Genomic DNA, 22,940 nt, shown 5'->3' on the forward strand with positions numbered 1-22,940 from the left:
CTACAGAGCGCTCTAGCGCCCGGGGAAATCTCGATGTTTAACAGTATTCCGGCTTTAATCGCGTATTAGACGATCGAAGCCGGAATTTAGTTAACCGGGAAGATTGGGGTTCTGGTACGCGTTTCGCCTCCGTAGCAAAGTACCGTACTTTTAAGCCATACGCTATCCATATAAAAAGGATCGGGAAGTTTCCCAATCCTGATTTTACTTGTTTTATTTAAACTCTACTACGTTTTAGCTGCACCCCAGGAATTCCAGGAACCCCCTGGCTATTTAGATACCCGTTAATCTTTGCTACGTTAAAGCCGTCTATGGTTGCTAAATCTTCAGTATCAGGGTTACTAGCCAGATAAATTCCCAAGTTAGTATCAATCGGATGGGTTTGGTAAGGATCTATTTCATCGGACGTGACCAGCGTAGAATCTACTTTATAATCAGCTTCGTCCGGGTAATAAGACATTACCGTTTCTAAACACGCCTCTAACATGGGCTCATCACCCCGTTGGATTTCCCACTTATCAGCAACTTCTTTCGCCAATTTAGGAACCACCTTATCCATGTGCATTGACGGGTAAAACCAAAAGTGTAATGCTCGGGTCCTTAAATATTCTTCAATTTCCTCTGGATTGACGTTCTCCGGAACAAAAGTATCATCGATTCCACGCGCAATAATTTGTGCTAGCCGGAGCTCTACGTTTGGAACCGCATCCATTTCAATCAAAGTGAGCGCTACCCGCTTCAATTCTGCGTACCGGTTAAATCTATTTAGCATAAATACTCCTCCAATCCTCTACGGTTCTATTATATATCTTTTTAAACTAAAAAGATATTTACGTGGCATAATCTACACCCTGTCCAGCTTTCTTGAGCATTCGTTGTGAACTTTCATTTTTAAAATTATAATGGAAAAAGGGCTTTCTTTTTACGACCACCTTAACCTAATTACCGAAAGCGGAGGCGATTTTATGGACAATTTACGTAACGATGCTTACAACCAAATTAAATATCGGATCATCCATTTTGATTACGTCCCGGGACAAAAGATTTCCGAGAAAACCTTGTCGACCAAGCTATCACTGGGGCGTACTCCGGTCCGGGAGGCTCTAATTCGCATTGAACGCGAAGGACTCATCGAAGTCATTTCCCAGAGCGGTACCTACATCACTAAAATTGATTTAAAAATTGCCGAGGAAGGTCGTTTTGTCCGGGAATGCATCGAGCCACAAATCATGACCACCGTAATTACCCAAGCAAATCCACAACTTTTGCAAAAGCTTCGGACCAATTTATCCGACCAGGCTCAAAGCACCGTTGCGATGAACCCAGACGCCTTTTTTGACCTCGATCAAGCGTTTCACCACGAATTCTATAAAGCTGCCCACAAGGACTTAGTTTGGCAATGGTTACTCGGCAACAATACCCAACTCAATCGGTTTCGCCGGCTCCGTTTGAAGAAACTCGACCTAGACTGGCAAAAGTTGCTCCAACAGCACCAACTAATTTTTGATGCAGTGGTGGCCCACGACCTTGACGAACTCAACTTTCTTGTCCGCCAACACCTCCATCTAATGCTCGAGGAAAAGCAACGGGTGGTAGAAGGTTATCCCGACTATTTTCAAAATATTGGGGAGGTTAAATCGAAATAAGATCCTTAACGCTAAAGTTAACGGCGACTCCAAAATCGGCAGTGGTAGGATTCGCAAAACGAATCGTTGTCTGTTTAGTTTCTCCGTCGTAGCACCAACCTTCCGCAGCCGTCGCAAACCGTGCAGCGTTCAAATACCTCGGTAGCTCACGCCCACCTAATTTTACCGTGACTGGGGCAACCGTCGGGCAACCCACGCTCAATTCCAATTCCTTAACTTTTGTTGGGTAACTGCCCGTCCGTTGAAAATCTAAGACCACGTTCCGTTTGGTCGGGTTCACTTGAATCCGGGTTTTTAAGGATACTCCCTTTTGGTAGTCGTTAGAAACCCCGTCGTCTTCATATAAAGTAAATTCAGCAGCTTCACTTGGTTCTACCAAAATTCGGAGCTTCTCAATTGGTTCATTATGAATATTATTCAATCCTGGACTAGTTGGCAAAATGCTGCCACTCCGCAAAAACATCGGAATACTGCCTAAATCTACCGGCACAGTGATTGTCTGGCCTCCATCATAATATTGGTGGTTATGCAAATCGAACCAACGCGCGCCCTTTGGCAAATAAATTGCTTTGCTAGTTTGTTGCGGTTCAACCACGTTGGCGACCAGTAGTGCTGGTCCAAGCATAAATTCGAAGCTTTCTTCGGCTACGCGCGGATCCGCTTGGAACTCGTAAACTAGGGGTCGCATAATTGGTGAGCCCACCGTTGCTGCTTCATACAACAAAGAGTAAAAGTACGGAACTAATGAATACCGTAACTTAATGGCATCACGAATATAGTGGGTGTAAGTAGGATAGGTCCACGGTTCGGTCACGGTATTATCCGTATTGCAGGAATGAATCGAAAAACGTGGTTGAAAAATTCCATTTTGAACCCAACGCACAAACAATTCCGGTTCCGGAAGCGGACCATCAAACCCACCAATATCGCACCCCTGGTTAGCCACTCCCGACAAGCCCATCCCTAAAATGGTGGGGATGTTGTACTTTAGGTTTGTCCAACTCGTATAGTTATCTCCAGCCCAAGTTTGCGCATAACGTTGAATTCCAGCGAAACCTGCCCGGTTAACCAAGTAAGGCCGTTGGTCAGGTGCTGCCTCGTTAATCGCTTCTTGAGCAGCCTTTGCCATCATCGTCGACATGATTGGCTTAACTTCGCCAATGGTCCGCCGTTGCCCTTCCGCATCAACCCGAGCTTGATTATTATTGATTTCATATTCATTATTATCATTCCAAATTGACGTAATCCCCAGGGAAATTAGCGCTTTTTTCATTTCGGCTTTCCAAGCTTCCCGCCCGTGCGCGTTGGTAAAATCTACAAAGTACGCGGGACCGCCCCAAAATTGGTCGGTCTGAGCTTTTTGCCCGTCCGGGGTTTTCACGTAAGCACCTTTTTGCTGAAACTTCGCTGCCAACGGATGGGTAGCTAGCATCCCTGGCTTAATATTAGGAGCTAAGAGAACACCACGTCGCTTTAGTTCGGCCACAAATTTTGGGGGATCGGGGAACCGCTTTTTATTCCAGTTAAAAACATAGCGTTTGCCATTTTTGCCCGCAGTATATCCCGAAGACAGAAAGAAGCCATCACAAGGAATGTCGTTTTGCCTACAAGTTTCCACAAAGTCGATAATTGCTTCGTCCGCGTGCTCAGCTAATTCGGTGTAAAACATGGTCGACCCCATGTAACCAAAGGAAGCCGTGGGAACCATTGCTGATTTGCCGGTTAGATCGGTATAATGCTCAACGACCTTTTTAATGGTCGGTCCGCCGATAAAGAAGACGTCTAAATCACCACCGTCACATTGAAAATAACTATACCGGAGCCAGTAGTTGCTGTGCTCGCAGTCCATATCAAAAACTGAATCACGAGCCGTATTGTAAAACAACCCACTCGCTACTTGCTCGGTCGGATCAAAATCAATGTAAAACGGAATCATTTTATAAAGCGGATCTGATTTCTGCGCGTTCCACCCTAGGGAGTCGGTATTATGCATCCGCATTCGACGTTTGAATTTATTTAATTTACCTGATTTCTCACCAAAGCCGTAGAATTTATTCGTGTCCCCCATTCGACTGTAGTGATATTCACGACCAAAATCATCTTCCACAAAAGCCCGATTAGGTAAATCTTGGTGGACCACCCGTCCGTTTTCGTCCCGAATTTCAAAATAAAACGGCTCCTTAAAGATATTGAGTACGTACTTTCCATTAGTCACCTGGTAACAATCATCTAAATCCGTCACTTCGATGGGGATTGGGGTCACCCGTTGCCGCTCTTCGCCCAACAACCCGTCGGTAGAATCCGCCCACGCCGTTTTTACCAGCGCATAGGATTGTTCCGGTGCAAAGTCTTCGGCAAACGTCCCCTTAATTCGAATAATATTTTCGTCTAGTAAATAAATTCGAAACCGGGCGCCGTTCGTATTTATATCTAAGAAGTCACTCTGGTTATGGATTTCCAATATTTTGGTGCTTGTTTTCATCATGCCCACCCCGTCCTCGGAAAAAAATTAGTTAAGTAATATGTTAGATGTTGGTTATGCACTTACTTTATAGCCCAATGAAAGCGCTGTCAATATTAAATATTTATGGCTTTAAACTTAACTTCTGACCATCTTTTTGGCCAAAAAACGTTACACAATGGCTTATATTCAAGGCAATGGTATTTTTTTGCCAAGTTATCCCGTTTTATTGAAAACGCTTTCTTTTGATGTTATTCTTACAGTGTACTTGTGTATCAGTTTAGCAATTATTTTGATTTAATTTTAAGGATGTGAAGTACATTGGACAAAACCCAAAAAACGGTCACCATCGACGCAGCCCCTTTTAACATTAAGGATAAAGTCGGCTACATGTTTGGCGACATTGGTAATAACTTCTCGTTTAACGTTGTTAATTCCTTCTTAATGATTTTCTACACCAACGTTCTTGGTTTAACTGGTGCCCAAGTGGGAATTCTCTTCTTAATCGCGCGGTTCGTGGACGCATTTGCTGACATTACCGTGGGCCGGTTGGTCGATAACAGTAAGCTACATAAAAGTGGCCGTTTCAAGCCTTGGATGTCACGGATGCAATACCCGCTCCTCATCTTTCTGGTTCTTCTATTTGTGCCGGTAGTTAAGGACTGGGCGTTGCCGATTCGGCTCGTTTTTGTATTCATTACATACCTTGGTTGGGGAATCTTCTACTCCTGCGTCAACATTCCTTATGGCTCAATGGCGGCGGCAATTAGTAGCGACCCTAATGACAAGACCTCCCTTTCTACCTTCCGGGCACTGGGATCTGCGCTGGGAAGTGCAATTACCAGTTACATTATCCCGCTATTTATTTACATTGGCGCTACCCAAAAGATTTCGGGAACCCGCTTCTTCTGGGTGGTCGTAGTGTGTGCCTTTCTCGGCTGGGGCTGTTATGAATTAACCATTCACCTCACCACCGAACGGATTCGGACCGAAAAAAGTGCAAAGGTTCCACTTTCTCGGCTGGTTCAGGGGATGTTTGAAAATAAGGCCCTAATTGTTTTAGTTTTAATCGATATTATGATCGTAATTAACCAAAACCTCTCTGGAACGATGATTTCCTACCTCTTTAACGACTACTTTAAGGATAAGGCCGCGATGTCGATTGCGTTGATTTTCAACTTTGCGACCGTGATTTTGCTGGCACCGTTTAGCAACTTCCTTACCAAACGGTTTGGCCGCAAAGAAACTTCCATCGTGGCCCTGCTCTTTGGTGCCTTAATGTACGGTATCCTGTTGGTTGTCCATACCCAAAGTACAAGCTTCTACTTAGTTATGCTATTCTTTGGTTCGTTAGGTGCGGGAATGTTTAACCTAATGGTTTGGGCATTCATTACCGACGTAATTGATAATCACGAAGTACTAACTGGCGTCCGGGAAGATGGGATTGTGTACGGGGTCAATTCCTTCGCCCGGAAAGTTGCTCAAGCAATTGCGGGTGGCTTTGGAGGATTCATGCTAACCTTTATTGGATATCAATCTTCAACCGGCGGCGGCGCAGAACAAAGCGCAACGGTAATTCACCGGATCTACAACTTAGCGACGGGAATTCCAACGGTGTGTTTGTCAGTAGCGGCACTATTGCTGCTATTCTTCTACCCGTTAAGTAAGAAGCGGGTCACGGAAAATGCAAGAAAATTGGAAGAGTTGCATGAAGAAAATAGAGTGCGGAACACCCCGGGTAACTCCTGAGGATTAACTTAATTAAGGTACCAACTGCGTCTTAGGCGGTTGGTGCCTTATTTTGGTTAACCGGAAGGAGTTGGGGTGTGGAGCTCGTTTTCATCAGAGTGCGGAAGCCTTCGGGTAAGGCTTGAGGAGCAACTGGATTAGACAGCTAATCGCTGGGGTGGCGATTGGACGGCTAATTTGGTTGACCGCAGAGCCTTGAAGGCTGGAGCACATTTTGGCTATATAACATAGTAATAAAGCTATTAAAAGTTAAGGTACCAACTGCGTCTTAGGCGGTTGAGGCCTTATTTTGGTTAACCGGAAGGAGTTGGGATTGTGGAGCACACGTAACAATCTCGCATACCAACCCCTAAAATCTCCAAACAAAAAAGAGTGAAAGAAACCATAGTAATACTTTTCAAGGATAAAAAAATGTTTTGATATTTTGACTGCCATAGAGCTAAAACGGGTGCCCAAAGCCATTTTGTTCCACTTAACCAAAAATTGACCATTATGCCAAATCCAGGCATAATGGTCAATTTCAGTTAATGCTTGTAAACTACTAGATCTTTGTCCCACACTCTTTTGTTTTAATATTGCGCTTCGTGTTTCATCACGCGCTTAACCGCAAAAGTAATTCCATACGAAATGAATAGGATTAAGGCTACTAATAGGTATGGGATGTGGGTATTGTAATCCATTAACATCCCCGCGAGAATCGGGCCGATTACGTTCCCAACACTGGTTAACGACATGTTCAACCCGTTAATTAAGCCCTGGTTATTTTTGCCTTCCTTAGTTAACAAGGTGGTGATTGCTGGCCGCAAAATGTCAAAGGCCGAGAAGACTACCAATGTGGCAATAATTACTTCAATTTGGGTGTGCGCTTGAGTAATCCAAAAGACGAAAATTGCCCCAATCAAGAAGCACGCCCCGATTAAATTGACTTCACCCATTTTCCGAACCAGCCAATCGAAAATAAACACCTGTAGAATCAGTGAAAAAATTCCGTTAAAGGTCAACACTAACGCGATGGTCCCTAACCCAAAGTCAAACACCTGGTTTACGTAAATACTATAGATACTTTCAAAGCCCTGAAGGCCAAACGCCGCCACGAAAATCATCGTGAACAAAATGATTAACGGTGCGGTTAAGACGTCGCGGAGCGCGCCCGTCTTTTTAACCGCTTGGGGCTCATCGTCATGTTCTTCATGGGCAATTTCACGAATAACTTCCATTTTCGGCATTACCGCGTACGTGAATATCGTTGAAATTAACCCTAATGCTGCGGCGGCCCAGAATGGCGTTTTATAGCTGATGTTTGCCAAAACGCCGCCAATTCCGGGTCCGAGGATTAAACCACCGCTAAAGGCCGCTGAAATCCAACCGATCACCCGCGCTCGTTGTGCCGGGGTAGTTACGTCTGCCGCTAAGGCCATGGAAGTTGGGACAAATAATGCCGCCGACAATCCCCCGATTACCCGGGATACGTTAAACCAGATCAGCGAATTAGATAACGCGAAAATCACTTCGGACACGGCGTACAAAAACAACCCCGCTACAATCAACGGTTTTCGTCCGATTCGGTCCGAAAGTCGTCCGACCAAAGGAGAGGCAATGAACTGCGAAAAAGCAAACAACGAAGTCATAATCCCCATTTGAGTTGTGGAATAATGGTAATAATTTTTGATAAAGGGAGTTACCGGGATTACCAACCCGATTCCCAGACAGATCAATAGGTTTCCGGCAATCAGAATCCACAAGGTCTTTTTGTTTTTAGCATCCATTGGCGCTCATCTCCTTTGCTCGTTTTCATATTCTTACATACTACCACGAAATAATTTTCCTGTCTTATCATGCAGAATGGTAATTTTTGGGAAAAACGGCTTTCCCGTTCAAAAAGAGCCGTGACTAAAGTTGGTCACCGCTCTTTCTTTAAATTGCTATTTAATTAATGATTAAATCACGTTTCGTTCAAACGGTTGGTCACTAATGCCGTCCGCAAGAATCTTCTTAGCCCATTCCTTTGCGGAGAACAACGAGTGGTCCCGGTAATTTCCACAACTGTAAATGTCGGTTCCCGGAACGTCTTCCCACTTAATGTCGTTTGCGATTGCTTCTAAAGAGCCCTTCAACGCTTTGGCCACTTCCGTAGTCGTTGGGGTACCCCAAACGATTAAATGAAAGCCCGTCCGGCAACCAAATGGGGAACAATCAATAATTCCGTCCATCCGATCCCGCATTAATCCTGCTAACAGATGTTCAATGGTGTGTAAACCTGCCGTTGGAATTGCGTTTTCGTTTGGTTGAACAAGTCGTAAGTCAAAATTGGAAATTTGGTCACCCTTGCTGCCTTCTTCGACAGTAATCAACCGTACGTAAGGTGCTTTAACCTTGGTATGGTCTAATTCAAAACTTTCTACTTTTGCCATAGAAACTCATCCCTTCATCAAATATTGGTTACATCCCTATTGTAAGCCGAATTTTCCCAAAAGTCTTCCTTTTAGAAATCATCCTGACTAAGGTTGTGCAATAAGTGGTGATTAAAGACCAAGCGTTGCATTGGCCGTAAATGAACGACTGGCAAATAGCTGGGAACCTTCGCTTGCATTGGCGCGTAGCTGGTAACGTCCTTGTAGATGGAGTATAGCAGTAACGCACACACGAAAATCAGTGGGAAGCCGGCTACCGTACAAATTGCTTGAACGACTTCAAAGCCACCGACAATTACGATTCCCAGTGAGAAGAAGATAAATACAACGACCCAGGTCATCCGGTTCCAACGACTAGGTTGCCGCCCGTTGGATAAGTCCAAACTAGTAAAGGACGACACGATAAACGCGGAAGACGAAATCGTGGTTGCCAAAAAGATAAAGCACGAGACGCAGAACAAAATCAGCATCAATTTATTCATCGGCAAAGTGGTAATCAAAGCCGCTTGCACCGCTGCTTGCCCCTGCGTATTTAAAATGTGCACGATGTTCAACGTACCGGATTGTTGTAACCACAATGCGTAGCCCCCGAGAACTGCGTAAAAGGAGAGGCACCCGCCAACTCCGTAAGTCATCATTCCAATGATGATTTGCCGAATCGTTTTTCCGTGCGAAATCCGGGCAATGAACAAGCCCATTACCGGCATGTAAGCTAACCACCAGCCCCAGTAAAAGAGGGTCTGATGTTGGGCAAATCCGTTCGTGCCGGCGTTGGCCTTGTTAAAGGATAGCGCCGTGAAGTGTTGCCCCATTAATTTTAGCGTCTGTCCTTCTGAACCTACCAAGAATTTAGTAGGACCAACCAAAAGGACAATCGCTAAGAAAATGATTGCCAGATAAATGTGCCAAGCGGATAACTTTTTAATCCCCTTGTTTAACCCGGCGTAAACCGTTAGTGAGAATAAAATCAATAGAATAAAGAACAAAAACAACTTTAGATACAAAGTATCCTTGATGCCCACGATAATACTCAAAACGCGGGCAATGACCGGGATTTCCATCCCAATCGACGAACCAATGCCACCCATGATGCCAAACACCACGAGAAAGTCGATTAATTGCCGTAATACCTTTTTGTACAGCTGATCGCCACGCAAAACGGGAATTACGGTACTTAACCGCCGCACCGGAATTTTTTTCACGTACATCGTATAACCAATCGCGATTGTCGCGGTCCCAAACATCATCCAAGCCATCGGGCCCCAATTAAATTCACCAACTACGTTCGCGTACGCAAACGCCGCTTTGGATAAGGGTTTGGCACCAAACGCGGGGTGTTGCAGATATTGCAACGGATCCGAAGCACTTAGCATTAAGATGCTGGCATCAATTGCCGTCGCAAACACCATGCTTCCCCATTGAAAACCGCTAAAATCGTGATCAGGATCAGCTTTGCCAAATCGAATCTTGCCGTATTTACTAAAAATCAAGAACAAGAAGAAAACAAAGTTGATCACATAAATGGAAATATACATCCATTCATATTTGCTGGTAACGAATGACAACAACGCGTTCATTAATTGCTGAACGGCTGGGCCGCCTACGATCAGGATCATAGAAACAATCCCAAATAATACCATCGTTGGTAAAAAGACAGCTCGATCGACATTCTTACTGTGTAAGATAAAAAATTCCTCCCAATAGTTCTAAGACTGCGGTACTAAAAAAGCAACGCGGCTGGCGTATTTAATTTACACCTGCATAGCGTTGCTCGATCGGTTTTACCCGAAGTTCGTCATACCTGTCGTTTATTATGTTACTACTAAATTACAAAAAGTCCAAATCTAGTCGATTGTCTTGATGATTCGAGCCGGATTTCCGGCAATTACTACGTTGTCACCAAAGCTTTTGGTAACTACTGAACCAGCCCCAACGACGACGTTATTACCCAACGTTACTCCTGGCAGGACGGTGACTCGACCACCAAACCAGCAGCTATCGCCAATCGTAATGGGCGCACCCATTTCAACGTCGGCATTCCGTTGGACGGGATCCAACGGGTGAATGGGCGTGTAAAGGCCAACGTTAGGCCCGAAGTAACAGTGCTCGCCAATTGTAATGGGGCACGTGTCTAAGAACGTCATGTCATAGTTGCCATAGAAATGATTACCTATGTGAATGTTCCACCCGTAATCAAATTTGAAGTCACTTTCGACAAAGAAATCGTCGCCCACGTCACCGAGTAGTTTTTTAAATCCTTGATTACGCCGCTCATTATCAACCTCTTGATTTAGTTGCTGAATTTGTTGACGTATGAATTTCCGTCGTTCAATTAATTCCGGATCAAATTGCTGATAGGGTTCCCCCGCCGTCATTTTTGCTCGTTCAGTTTTACTCATCTAACATTCCGCTTCCTCACTCAATTTGTTTAAAGCAGTCCAATTTTACGTAACCCAGCTTGCGCAGCCAAGTTAATAAAGTTAAACGGTCGGTCGTAATATGGTTGGAACAGCATATCCACAAATGCCAAGTCCTTAAGCGTATTCTGGTTTTGAATTGCTAAAGAAATTAGGTTGGCCGACTGTGAAACATCGTGTTTGCTATAGAATTGGGCCCCTAAAATACGCAAACTCTTTTTTTCGTAAACCATTATACTCGTTATTTTAGTGGTTGACGGCATAAATTCTGGACGATAGTTATCTTCAAACACCACGTAATCAGCGTCAATTCCCGCATTTAGCGCCCGTTGGTAGGTTAAACCTGTCATCGCTAAAGTGTGCCCAAAGAGCGCAATTGCCGAGGTCCCTTGAGCGCCCATCTCCGGCCACTGGTTGCCAAAGATATTAATTCCAGCTAAAGTTCCCTGGCGGACGGCGTTCGTGGCTAAGGGGATGTATTCGGGAGCGTTGGTGGGATTATAGTGAATGGTCCGTAAATCACCCGCCACGTAAATATCCGGGTCCGAGCTTTGACCATATTCATTAGTAATGATTGCCCCGCGGCGGTCCATTTTCACTTCCCCACGCAATAGGTCGGTAACTGGAACGAACCCGGTCGACACTACCGCCACGTCGGTAGCAAACTCACGACCATCCGCGGTCGTAACCAATAATTCGCTGACTTTATCGGTAAATGAAACTACCTTGCTGCTGGTCTCCACCTTCACGTGGTGGTCATTCAATAGTTTAATAACTTTATCACTCAACGGGGTGTCCACGTAATTGTTTAAAATATCTTCGTGATTTTGGAAAAGGGTGACCTCGTGGTTAGTATCCACCAAGCTTTCAGCCAATTCGACGTTGACGTAACCACCACCTACTAAGGCAACTCGCCGCGCGTCTTTAACTTTTTCATGTAAAAGTTGGGCCTGTTCATAGTTTTTACATAACATCACCCGCGCGTGATTAACCCCTTTGATTGGTGGTAGGGACACCATCGAGCCGGTACACATAATGATTTTGTCGTATTTTTCTCGTTTTACGGTAAAATCATCCATATTTTGGACCATTAACTCTTTTTTCTGCCGGTTAATCCGGATCACGTCGTGACGCAAATTTACGTGAATATTTTCAGTACGGATGTCTTCAGCGCTGTCGTAAAACATGTCTTCAAGCTGTTTAACCCGCCCGTTTAGGTACAGGGCGATTCCACAGGAAAGAAACGAAATATTGTCGTTTCTTTCGTAAATATTTACCTCGGTATTGGGGTCTTGTCTAATAATTTCACGAACTGCAGCAGTTCCGGCATGGGTACATCCAATAATTGCTACTTTCATTTTTCCTCCTAATTGGTCTATACTATAGTCAGTTTTAATATTTCTAAAAATCTATTCCCAAAAGTTATCATTTCATAACAAAACAATTATAATAGTTAATTTACGATACATCAAAAAAGTTGTATGGCATTAATTTTTTGCATCACAATTAAAATTCAAGGGAGTATTATCGTTAATGTTTAGATTCTTCATCCAACCACAATTAAACACCGTCGCCCAATCCGTGCTAGGCTACGAACTGTTAATTAAACAGTACCGGGACGATGCTTGGCGGATGCCTAAATCTTTTTCCGCAATTCCCGCTAAGACCATGGCCGATACCCTAATTGCTACGGCAAAGGAACTTTCCTTAAAGGTAGGTTCAGTGTCCGTTAACGTTGACCGGCACCAAATTCAAGATAAGCGCCTTATCCACGCCCTTGTTATGGCACAAGCCGTTCTTCGCCCCGTTAAGCTAGTTATCGAATTAATCGAAGACGCGGTAAATCCCGTGGTAACTAACGAAGATTTGATTCCCATAGTCCAAAATTTAAACGACCTAGGAATCCAATTTTGCTTAGATGACGTGGGTAGCGGGATTAACACTTGGCCCGAGATAAAGTCCCTCTTGCCGTACACTAGTGAGCTCAAATACGCTTTACAAAATTATAAAGAGCACTTGAGTGAAACCAACGCCGAACATCACGTTGCGTTTTGGCAAAAAATTGCTGCTGAACACAAGATGCGCTTTATTCTTGAAGGTATTGAAGATGCCAAGGACGATGCTTGGGCTGACCAAATGAAAATCGACTTACGCCAAGGCTATTACTACGGTAAACCAACCTTGATGAAAATTTACGATAGTGACCCAGATTAAATTTGCCTCGTGAATATGTTGTATAGTATTCTTGCCAGTCTAACACATGAAAAATACTTAATAAAAAAAGACGCCCACAGATTTTCATCTGTGAGCGTCTTTTTCAAACCTTATCAAAAGGATGGGAGATTTTCCACGTCCTTAATCATTTATCAATTAACTATTCAATTTCGATACCTGAACTAGATTCGTCCGTGGTCTTTGGCAACGTGATACTCAAAACACCGTTATCAACCTTAGCTTTGATGTCACTTGCCTTAACCCCAGGCAATGAGTAACTTCTGTGCATGATTCCGTAGTTCCGTTCGGTCATGGTAACGTTGTGATCCTTATCTTCATGATCAGCGAAACTATCTTTCTTAACTTCAACGTTCAAAACACCATCTTGGTAGTTTAACTTAATATCCTTCTTGTCAATGCCCGGAACATCAATTTTAACATTGTAATCCTTGTCCGATTCACTAACATCAGTCTTTAAGCTAGTTGGAGTTGCGTTCCAGCCGTCGTTGAAAAATCCACGTGCTAAACGGTCAAAGAATGGATCCCACATATCATTCCTACGATTCATCATTTCATTAGCCATAAAACAAAACCCCTTTCCAAATAACCAAAATGATCGATGCGGTTTTTGTTTACCTCATCTCTTCACTTTCTTATTGTAGTGCATTGGTCAAAGAAAGTCAAACTTTTTATTTGACTTTCTTTGACCAAATTTATTTTGCAAAAATTATTCCGATATTGCAATTAAAATGCACTTCAAATCCTAGTCTTTGGTTCCACCGTTAGTCGAAACGTGTTTTGAAATCCAGCCCTCTCCGGCTAACTAAATTATGGGACCAATTGCTTAACCCGCAATTAGTCCCATAGCATTCTACTGCTTTATAGTTAAAACGCGTGAAAGCCACCAATTTTCTCCGGTTAACTAAATTGTGCCATCAATCGCCTAACCCGCGATTAATGGCACAATTTTGCTAATCCTCAAAAATTACCCGGCGTCTGTCACGCTCTAATTTCTTTCCGGAAACCAAATCTTAATTTCTTTTTCTGCGCTTTCCTTACTGTCCGAGCTGTGGACCACATTCTTGATTGGACCTGGTCCCCATGCCCTTGCAAAGTCGCCCCTGATCGTTCCTGGCATTGCTTCGCTGGGGTTGGTTGGACCCGCCATCTTACGGAAAGTTTCGATAATTTCGTCGCCTTCCGCAATAATGGCTACCAATGGGCCACTCGTCATAAATTCTTCAATCCCTGGATAATATGGCTTATCCACCAGTTGCGAATAATGTTGCCGCAACTGTTCCTTCGTAGCGTTAATCATTTTTAAGGCTTTAATTTCGTAACGGCGGTTTTCAATACGCGAAAGCACGTGCCCCACGTGCCCACACTGCACCCCGTCTGGTTTAACCAAAATTAACGTTCTCTCTTCACTCATATGCGCATCCCCCTTGGAATTTCATACCCTAATTATATACTAGTAAACGTACTCGTTATAAACTTTCCGCTCGTAAAAGTTGATTTTTATAGTTTTATTTAAAATTATTAACTAACCACTTAAGGATGAACTTAAATTGAACCTCGCTTTAAAGTCGTTTGAACTAAAAAAGGTTGGGATAAGTTTCCCAACCTTTACGATTATTAGTTGATTATTAGCATTTTCACGGCTCCGACCGAAACTTCTGAATAATTGTAATGGCAACAATTACTAAAATCGAACCAATCAATTCGGTCACGTTGAACTTCAGATTTAAGAACAACAGACTGAGTACGAAGGTCACCACTGGTTGTACGGCATCTAAAATGCTAACCACTGCCGACGGAGCAAAGTTCAAGCTATGTAACAATGCCCAGAATGGCAAAATGGTCCCTACAAGGATCACGGTAGCCATTGATAATACCAATCGAGTGGTAACTTCTGGCGTATTGACCCAGACCGGTTGGTGGATGTTAAACAAAATTCCACCGATGATCAACGCCCATCCCAAGACGATCATTGGAGAATGGTCTTTGGTAATCGGCTTCGGTAAAACTACGTAAAATGCAGCCGTCACTCCAGAAAGGATCCCCCAAATCAACGCACTATTTGAAATTGCTAAACTATGAATATTGCCGTGGGTAATTGCCAAGAATACCCCCAGCATCGCGATCACAAACGCGATTAAGTCGCTACGCAGCGGACGTTCGTGCTTAAAAACTAGACTACCCAAAACAATGAACAATGGGCTTAAGTACTGTAAAATAGTGGCCGCCGAAGCATTTCCTTCTTGCACACTCATATAAAAAGTTAATAAATTGGCCATTAAACCAAAAATTGCATACGCGAATAACCATAAAACGGTCCGTAGTGATTTAAAAACATCAAAAATGTGCATTCGGTACTTGATAAAGCTGATAATGATTAGGAGTACCCCTGCCCCACTAGTTCGTGCTGACAAGAACCATGAAGCTGGAATGCTTTCTCCCTGCGAGATTACCTGCAATACCGTACCTGAAATCCCCCACATACAGGAAGCAATCAGGGCCCAAAAAATTCCTTTTCCCACCTGTTTGTTTGTCAAATTATTTTCCATTTCAGTAACCTCACCAACTTATTAATTTGCAATATTAATCAAGATTATATCTAAAAAACCTTCCTTCCGTAAAGAATTAAGGCTTGATAAATAAAAAGACAGGACCTCTGCCCTGCTTTTTACGGTAATTTTTAATTAATCATCCATTGTGTCTTTAATAACTTCAACAATCTTGTTGATATGTTCGAGTGTCTTCAAGAAGTCGTCCTTACCGTAACGTTTAGCCACGTCATCTAACATTTCCTTGAAAATTTTATCATTTTTCCAGTATAATTCACGGCCCCGGTTAGTCAACGTTAGGTACTTCTTACGCCGATCCACCCGATCACTCTTCTGTTCAATTAATCCCAGGTCAAGCAAAGTACCTACTTTACGTGAGATTGCACTCTTCGTTACTTCTTGTGTCTCCGCAATTTCACTCAAAGTAATTGGTTCACTACCAGATTGTTCGATTATGTGCATAATCATAAACATATCGAAAGATACTTGTGGATCAGAAATTTTGCTTTCTAGTAACGTTCCAATCAACTTGATACTCTTATTATATGCTTGTGCAATAAATGAAATATCTGCTTGTTCCATTGTTTCTCCTCTTTTCTTTCTAACTCTCCAAAACCTTAAACACTATTAAATTTTAACACACTAATAATTATAGTCAAGGCAACGCTTAAAATGGTAACACATTAACCCTCTACTTTACAATATATTACGGTGAAAAAGTTGCAACTGCAACCTTATTTAGCACGGTATAGTTGTGCAACTTGTTGTTGGACGACCTCATGCTGTAAAAATTCGTCATACGTGGTATCAGCACGGTCGACCACGCCCCGATCCGAGACTTCAATAATGTGGTCAGCAGTCGTTTGAATAAATTCATGATCGTGAGAAGTCATAATAATGGAACTCTTAAACTCGGTTAACCCTTCGTTTAAGGCCGTAATTGACTCTAAGTCAAGGTGATTAGTTGGATCATCTAAAAGCAAAACGTTAGCCTTGCTTAACATCATTTTTGAAATCATGCAACGTACCTTTTCGCCCCCGGAAAGTTTCGTTACGTTCTTCAGCACGTCTTCTCCAGAGAAGAGCATTTTACCTAGAAAACCGCGTAAGAAGGTGTTGTCACTTTCTTCTTTGTCAGCATATTGGCGTAACCATTCTAGGATATCTAAGTTTTCATCCGTAAAGTATGGGTTAATATCCCGGGGGATGTAACTACGTTCGGTAGTTTGTCCCCAAGTAACTGAACCTTCATCCGGTTCTAATTCACCTGCTAGGATTTGCATCATCACCGTGGTTGCTAAGTCATTACGACTTAAAATCGCGGCCTTTTCTCCGGGACGAATTGTAAAGGTAATGTTATCCAAAATCTTTACTCCGTCAATTGATTTGCTAACTTTATCGACCCGAACCAAGTCATTACCTAATTCGCGAGCTGGTTTAAAGCGAATATATGGATATTTACGTGAAGACGGCTTAATATCATCCAACGTAATTTTTTCCAACTGCTTCTTCCGGGCGGTCGCCTGTTTTGACTTGGAGGCGTTCGCGCTAAACCGGGCCACAAATTCTTGTAATTGCTTGATTTGTTCTTCTTTTTTAGCGTTGGCGTTTTCTGCTAACCGTTTTGCAAGTGCGCTAGATTCCATCCAGAAGTCGTAGTTTCCGACAAATAATTCAATCTTGCCATAATCTACGTCACACATCATCGTGCAGACCGAATTCAAGAAATGCCGGTCATGAGATACTACGATTACGATGTTGGGGAAGTCCGCTAAAAAGTCTTCTAGCCAACTAATTGATTGCGGATCCAACCCGTTCGTGGGCTCATCTAAAATCAAGATATCCGGCTTACCAAAGAGCGCTTGACCAAGTAAAACCTTAATCCGTTGTCCTTCAGTTAATTCGCTCATCTTACTGTAGTGCAAATCTTCGCTAATCCCTAGTTGTTGCAACAATTGGGAAGCTTCGGCTTCGGCATTCCAACCGTCCATTTCCGCAAATTCTGCTTCTAGTTCCGCAGCCTTCATCCCGTCTTCATCCGAGAAATCAGGCTTAGCGTAGAGCGCGTCCTTTTCTTGCATCACTTGATACAACTTTTGGTGACCTTGAATAACGGTATCCATTACCGTAAATTCTTCAAACGCATAGTGATCCTGATTCAAACTCGACATCCGTTCGTTAGGCGAAATGCTGACGTTTCCCGACGTTGGTTGTAATTTTCCTTCAAGTATTTTCAAAAAGGTCGACTTGCCGGCCCCATTTGCGCCAATAATCCCGTAACAATTGCCCGGGGTAAATTTTAAATTAACGTCGCTATACAATTTTCGGTCTGAAAATTGCATGCTCATATCCGTTACAGTTATCATTGATTTCCTCCATATACTAACAAAAGGCAAAAATAAAAGAGAGTGGGACAAAAGTCGGTATTTACGAGCATTAACTGAATCCCCCATTAATCGCAATCTAGGCGGTCGATGGGGGATTTGGTTAAGCAGAACAAACTGACTTTTGGCACACGTTCTGGCACTGCTAAATTCAACAGTCCAAAATGGTTTCCCAGCCTCAATATCCTTCAATCTTTTTAATCTAACATACCTACTATATCCGAGCAACTTTCTTTTACTGAAGCTGTCGCATCGGCTTGGTTAAGCAGGCTTACTTATTTTTTCCGGTGGACATCACCAAATTCAAAATGATTGCCACCATGGCCGCAACCGCAATTGGCGAGCCTAGTAAATATTGTACCATCTGAGGGGCTTCCTTCACCACCATTGTGGGAATTAATACTAGCGCGAAGGTCAAAACAATCGGAATCCCAATTACGTATATGTCGCCATCTTTTTCTTGGAGGTTACGGATAACTCGCAAGCCGTTTAGCATAATGGTTACGCAGATAATCGCAAACACGCCGCCAATCACTGGGGCTGGAATGGCGGACAGAAACGCCGAAATCTTAGTAAAGAAGCCGAGCACGATGAACCAGATTCCAGCTGAAATGAACACCCGTTTACTGGCCACACCGGTAATTGAAATAATTCCGGCATTTGTGGAATAACCCGTTACGGGCGTAGATCCTAATAGAGCAGCAATTAGACAACTAATTCCTTCCCCAACCAAGCCGCGATTCCACTGTTTGTTGGTAATTTGATGGTTAGTGACCGCCCCCATTGCAAACCAAGTTCCCGTTGTTTCGGTCGTTAGAATCGCGTAAATAATGATAAAAGTTAAAATTGCGGTTGGCGAAAAGGTGACTCCGTAATGCAAGACGGTGCCTTGCGGTAAGCTAAACCACGCCGCTTGTTTAACGGTGCTCCAGTCGAAGCGTCCCATCATGGTTGCCGCAACCGTACCGGCTAATAACGCAATGATGATTGCTCCAGTTCTAAAAACCCTTTGTAAACTAGGAAAGTGAATGCTAATTGAAATCGAAATCAAGAGCGTGACTGCCGTAATTCCAGCCAAAATTATGTTTTGGTTGATGTTGCCGCTAGCTTGAAAAATATTACTGTCTAACGCAGTAGGAATCAGCGACAGTCCCACGCAAGTTATGATGGTGCCACCCACAAGCGCCGGCACCAAAGTTTGAATAATCTTGTAAAAAACACCGGATATTCCCAATAATACAAGCAAAATTGCTCCCACGATGAGCGCTCCCAGCAAGGTAGCCATACCTTTTTGGAGCCCACCGCTAGCGAGAACAATCCCCGACGCTGCCGTCAGCGGAACAAAAGAAGGCCCCTGGGAAATTGGCATTTTCATAAAAATAGCAGTTTGAATGATGGTCCCAATTCCGGCTGCTAAGAAAGCCACCTGTAAAAGTCCCATTTTTTCGCTAAAGGACATCGACAACATCATTGCTAAAATGACCGGCGGAACGTAGACGTCCATTGCCAAAACGTGCTGTAATCCTAATAAACTTGCCTCACCACTGCCAATTTTATCGTCGGGCCCGATAAATAAGTTACTATGTTTTTCTTCCATTATTGAAATACTTCTCCTATGCTTACTTTTGACTAACTAAATTTCCAGCAATCAATACTTTTGAAATATCGTCTGGGTTGGTTTGATACATTAACCTTGAAAAAATATCTGTCGGAGCGGTTGAAGAAATCTCCGCCAAGCCGTCCCTTACAATTTGCAAATCAGCGTAACATCCCCGCTTGATCTGACCGGCCGGGATGTGGAGCGCGCGGGCCCCGTTGACCGTTGCCATATAAAATGCTTGCGCTGCAGAAATCCGCGAATTAGCTACGTCCCGCTGCTCAGCAGTCACCCGGTTATCTACCCCGTCTTCAAGCATTCTGGCGGAAATAATTGCCTGCTGAATGTTTCGGTAAATGCTAGCAGAAAAACCGCCTGAAATGTCCGAACCTAACCCAACCGTTATTTTCTCCAAAATTTTTCTGACCGGGAGTACCGCATTTCCAAAGTAGGCGTTAGAAATCGGACAATGGGCAATGGTGGCGTGAGTCTGTTGGAAAATTGCTAAGTCAGCTTCTCCTAACAACGTCCCGTGCGCCATAATCGAGCGGTCGGTAAGCAGATCCATTTCCTGAAGAACTTTTGCATCTGATTTACCAAACCGTTCCATTACATAGCCGTGTTCCCAATCGCTTTCACTACAGTGGGATTGAATCAGCAAATTGCGTTCCCGTGCTAACTTGCCTAACTCCAGTAACGTTTCATCCAAACAACTCGGAATAAATCGCGGAGTGACCACCGGAAAAATTGGTGCTTTTGAAAACTTTTCTTGGATTTTTTCAATAAAATTGACCGTACTATTTATTGCTGTTTTGGTAGAAGCATTGCGGTAGTAGGCTGGGGTTTGCTCAGGGTTATCCATTACTACCTGACCAATAAACGCCCGTTGCCCGAGCTGATTGCATTCCTCCGCTAAAACTAAATTTGCTGCTTCATGAATTGTGCCGAAATACAGCGCGGTAGTGGTGCCGTTATTAACTAAATTACGCACTAAGTGGCGATAACTTTTTCTAGCAAAATCTGTATCTTGGTACTTGGCTTCCAACGGAAAAGTATATTCGTCTAGCCATTCGTTCAATGGTTTATCTAACGCCATCCCTGCTTGCGGCCATTGAGGAGCGTGAATATGTAAATCAATAAAGCCTGGCAAGAGGTATTCATCGTCGGCTAATTCGATTAACTTTTTAGCGGTCCGAGCTTTTACTAAAAGATCGCGATATTTGACCTCTTTGGGCAAGACGATATCATCAATCATTCCCTTTTCATCAATCACCACTAACGCGTCCTTAACAAAATTAACTTTTTGGGTTGATTCAGCCGAAAAAAAGGAACCCTTAATAATTTTTTTTATAGTTAATTATCCCCACTCCCTTTCATTCTTTTTATATTATCACGAAATATATTTAATTAAAAACGGTTTTTATGACCGATTTTAACGAACATTATTTTCAAAAGCGCACCAAAAAAGGCCAGGAAACAAATTTCCTAGCCTTAAGTCAGAGCCACTTACTTAGATTTCTAATTTTATTCCGTTGCCAAAGCTTCCACCGGATCCAGCTTAGAAGCCTTCCGAGACGGCGTAAAGGCCGCCAATAGGCTAATCACTATGCTGATTACGACCCCGAAAGTAATGTATCCGGGAGTGATTCCAATGATCGCAAAGTCAATGTGTTTTTGTGACAGCTGGTTGGCGCCCCATTGCGCTAGCAAGGCCAATACCGAACCAAGCACACTGGAGAATAATCCAAGGAAAAAGGCTTCGGACACAAACAGGTTGCGAATGTCCTTGCGACGCGCACCGATTGCTCGTAAAATTCCAATTTCCTTAGTCCGTTCAGCCACGCTAATGTACAGTACGACGATGATCATGATTGCCGAAACCAATAGTGAAATTCCCGCAATTCCTGCTAGCACGTAGAAGGCCAACATGATGTAAGTGTTGAGAGAATCTAAAATCGCTCCTACACCGGTGATCGCATAAGTTGCCCGTTGCTTGCCCTTCACCTGGTGCTTATAACCCTTAATCTTGTTTTGGACGTCCTTAACGTTCGTAACTTGATCAACGTTAACCGTGAGGAAGTTAGGGTCAAAGGAAAGTTTTTGATCTGTGAACATCCCTTTTAAGGTGTTGTAGTTGATGGCACTGGTACCAGACGTGATCACTCCGGAAACCGTAACCTCTTTTTGCAATTGCACCGGCCGTTTTTGGTCATCAACGGTGGTTACAAAAATGGTCACTTTTTTGCCGACTACGTTTTTATAATGTTTGTCCAGCTTCTTTGCCGAGGCCTTATCTAACAAGATTTCATTTGCGTGTGGTAAGTGTCCGTACTTAATGTCGTTGACTCGTTCAGTCTTATTCCAAGTCTGTAAAACTTGTAAGGTCGTCGACTTCTTTTCTTTTACCACCTTAGCCGATTGCAGGTAATAGCCACGTTCAACCGACTTGACGTGGTTCATCTTCTGGAAGCGGTGGTAATCCGCATCCGCCATCGTGATTCCTTGGCCATCTTGCATTTGTTCGGGAGTGGCATTTTTGCTAACCTGTACCGCGGTTGGGTTAATTTGCGACGAAATCTGGTCGTTCATGTACCCGGTTACTCCGTGACCAAGTCCTAGCATTAAAATTACCGAAAAAATCCCGATTGAAGCGCCAAAAATAATTAACAGGTTGCGTTTTAAATTGTACCCCATGTGTTTGAGCGCCATTTGTAATGCGGCCCCAAAAGTCAAATGCTTGGGTTGAAAATCCTTTTTTGCCGCTGGGACCGGATAAGGCTCCCGTAAGTTGGCTTCGCCGTGGATTACCCCGTCGTCCAAATGGACTACTCGGGTCCCAAAATCAGCCACTTCTTGAGAATGGGTAACCGCAATTACTAACTTGCCATCCTTAGCAATCGATGCCAAAATTTCGAGAACTTCCTTTGTATTCTGGCTATCTAAAGCTCCGGTGGGCTCGTCCGCAATGATAATGTCCGGGTCCCCTGCCAAGGCGCGGGCAATCGCGACCCGTTGCTTTTGGCCCCCTGATAATTGGTTGGGGTGCTTACGCATGTGGTCTTTCAAACCCACCCGGGTCAACAATTCTTTAGCCCGCGCCACCCGTTGAGCATGGGATAACGAGGTCATTTCCAAGGAAACGAGTACGTTATCCAAAATGTTTAGGTGACTAATCAAGTTGAAACTTTGAAAAATAAAGCCAATGTTTTCCCGCCGATAGGCATCCAACACCTTGGGCTTTGCGGAGTGCAGCGATTGGCCATTGTAGACTACGTCACCATCGTACTGGTGGTCCAAGCCCCCGATAATGTTCATCAAGGTTGATTTTCCACCACCCGATTCACCTAAAATCGAGACAAATTCTCCGCGATCAAATCTCAAGTTAATCCCCTTGAGGACCTTGAATTCTTCGTCGCCTAAATAATAAGATTTATGCACGTTTTGGACTTCAAGTAAACTCATATTTTCTCCTCTTACAATTTGTATTCTGCAAA

At 43.5% G+C, this 22,940-nt stretch carries 18 protein-coding genes; 3 read left to right on the forward strand and 15 right to left on the reverse strand.

All coding sequences use genetic code 11. From position 1 onward, the window contains the following. Window positions 1-217 precede the first annotated feature (217 nt). A complete protein-coding gene (locus tag NYR25_08235; protein ID UWF33560.1) occupies window positions 218-772 on the reverse strand; it encodes a hypothetical protein in 555 nt (184 codons plus the stop codon). 193 nt (window positions 773-965) lie between these two features. On the opposite strand from NYR25_08235, the gene NYR25_08240 reads away from it, so the two are divergent. Then, entirely contained in the window at window positions 966-1,646 is a 681-nt protein-coding gene (locus NYR25_08240) for a GntR family transcriptional regulator (protein ID UWF33561.1), read from the forward strand. On the opposite strand, the gene NYR25_08245 is transcribed toward NYR25_08240, so the two are convergent. Next, the gene (locus tag NYR25_08245) at window positions 1,633-4,128 is read right to left on the reverse strand and encodes a DUF4968 domain-containing protein (protein ID UWF34731.1); all 2,496 of its coding nucleotides are present in this window, start codon (window positions 4,126-4,128) and stop codon (window positions 1,633-1,635) included. The genes NYR25_08240 and NYR25_08245 overlap by 14 nt on opposite strands. A 300-nt stretch (window positions 4,129-4,428) precedes the next feature. Between NYR25_08245 and NYR25_08250 the strand changes: the two genes are divergently transcribed. Next, window positions 4,429-5,856, forward strand: coding sequence for a glycoside-pentoside-hexuronide (GPH):cation symporter (locus NYR25_08250; GenBank protein ID UWF33562.1), 1,428 nt, complete (start codon window positions 4,429-4,431; stop codon window positions 5,854-5,856). A gap of 569 nt (window positions 5,857-6,425) precedes the next feature. Here the strand turns inward: NYR25_08250 and NYR25_08255 are convergent. From NYR25_08255 to NYR25_08275, 5 genes are all read right to left on the reverse strand, one after another. Then, a complete protein-coding gene (locus NYR25_08255) occupies window positions 6,426-7,622 on the reverse strand; it encodes an MFS transporter (protein UWF33563.1) in 1,197 nt (398 codons plus the stop codon). A gap of 171 nt (window positions 7,623-7,793) precedes the next feature. Further along, complete coding sequence (locus NYR25_08260; protein UWF33564.1) at window positions 7,794-8,267, reverse strand: S-ribosylhomocysteine lyase; 474 nt, start codon at window positions 8,265-8,267, stop codon at window positions 7,794-7,796. A gap of 71 nt (window positions 8,268-8,338) precedes the next feature. Continuing rightward, window positions 8,339-9,907 carry a BCCT family transporter gene (locus NYR25_08265; protein UWF33565.1) on the reverse strand — a complete coding sequence of 523 codons (1,569 nt, stop codon included), beginning with the start codon at window positions 9,905-9,907 and terminating at the stop codon, window positions 8,339-8,341. Between the two features lie 204 nt (window positions 9,908-10,111). Beyond that, the gene (locus NYR25_08270; protein UWF33566.1) at window positions 10,112-10,666 is read right to left on the reverse strand and encodes a sugar O-acetyltransferase; all 555 of its coding nucleotides are present in this window, start codon (window positions 10,664-10,666) and stop codon (window positions 10,112-10,114) included. Between the two features lie 29 nt (window positions 10,667-10,695). Next, window positions 10,696-12,042, reverse strand: coding sequence for an FAD-dependent oxidoreductase (locus NYR25_08275; GenBank protein UWF33567.1), 1,347 nt, complete (start codon window positions 12,040-12,042; stop codon window positions 10,696-10,698). Window positions 12,043-12,217: 175 nt separating this feature from the next. On the opposite strand from NYR25_08275, the gene NYR25_08280 reads away from it, so the two are divergent. Continuing rightward, window positions 12,218-12,898: an EAL domain-containing protein gene (locus NYR25_08280; protein ID UWF33568.1), complete on the forward strand. Its 681-nt coding sequence runs from the start codon at window positions 12,218-12,220 to the stop codon at window positions 12,896-12,898. Between the two features lie 160 nt (window positions 12,899-13,058). Here the strand turns inward: NYR25_08280 and NYR25_08285 are convergent, their stop codons facing one another. The 8 genes from NYR25_08285 to NYR25_08320 all read right to left on the reverse strand — a co-directional run bounded on the left by NYR25_08285 (window position 13,059) and on the right by NYR25_08320 (window position 22,908). Beyond that, entirely contained in the window at window positions 13,059-13,481 is a 423-nt protein-coding gene (locus NYR25_08285) for an Hsp20/alpha crystallin family protein (GenBank protein UWF33569.1), read from the reverse strand. A 423-nt stretch (window positions 13,482-13,904) separates the two neighbouring features. Then, on the reverse strand, window positions 13,905-14,330 hold the full coding sequence (ndk, locus tag NYR25_08290) for a nucleoside-diphosphate kinase (GenBank protein UWF33570.1): 426 nt from the start codon (window positions 14,328-14,330) through the stop codon (window positions 13,905-13,907). A 223-nt stretch (window positions 14,331-14,553) separates the two neighbouring features. After that, on the reverse strand, window positions 14,554-15,465 hold the full coding sequence (locus NYR25_08295) for a DMT family transporter (GenBank protein ID UWF33571.1): 912 nt from the start codon (window positions 15,463-15,465) through the stop codon (window positions 14,554-14,556). A gap of 135 nt (window positions 15,466-15,600) precedes the next feature. Further along, complete coding sequence (locus tag NYR25_08300) at window positions 15,601-16,047, reverse strand: MarR family transcriptional regulator (GenBank protein UWF33572.1); 447 nt, start codon at window positions 16,045-16,047, stop codon at window positions 15,601-15,603. Window positions 16,048-16,199: 152 nt separating this feature from the next. After that, window positions 16,200-17,831, reverse strand: coding sequence for an ATP-binding cassette domain-containing protein (locus NYR25_08305; protein UWF33573.1), 1,632 nt, complete (start codon window positions 17,829-17,831; stop codon window positions 16,200-16,202). Window positions 17,832-18,120: 289 nt separating this feature from the next. Then, on the reverse strand, window positions 18,121-19,446 hold the full coding sequence (locus NYR25_08310; protein ID UWF33574.1) for a purine/pyrimidine permease: 1,326 nt from the start codon (window positions 19,444-19,446) through the stop codon (window positions 18,121-18,123). Window positions 19,447-19,468: 22 nt separating this feature from the next. Beyond that, on the reverse strand, window positions 19,469-20,722 hold the full coding sequence (locus NYR25_08315) for an amidohydrolase family protein (GenBank protein ID UWF33575.1): 1,254 nt from the start codon (window positions 20,720-20,722) through the stop codon (window positions 19,469-19,471). A gap of 248 nt (window positions 20,723-20,970) precedes the next feature. Then, on the reverse strand, window positions 20,971-22,908 hold the full coding sequence (locus NYR25_08320; GenBank protein ID UWF33576.1) for an ATP-binding cassette domain-containing protein: 1,938 nt from the start codon (window positions 22,906-22,908) through the stop codon (window positions 20,971-20,973). Window positions 22,909-22,940 lie beyond the last annotated feature (32 nt).

It is taken from the genome of Pediococcus acidilactici (assembly GCA_024970065.1).
Classification (GTDB): Bacteria; Bacillota; Bacilli; order Lactobacillales; family Lactobacillaceae; genus Pediococcus; species Pediococcus acidilactici_A.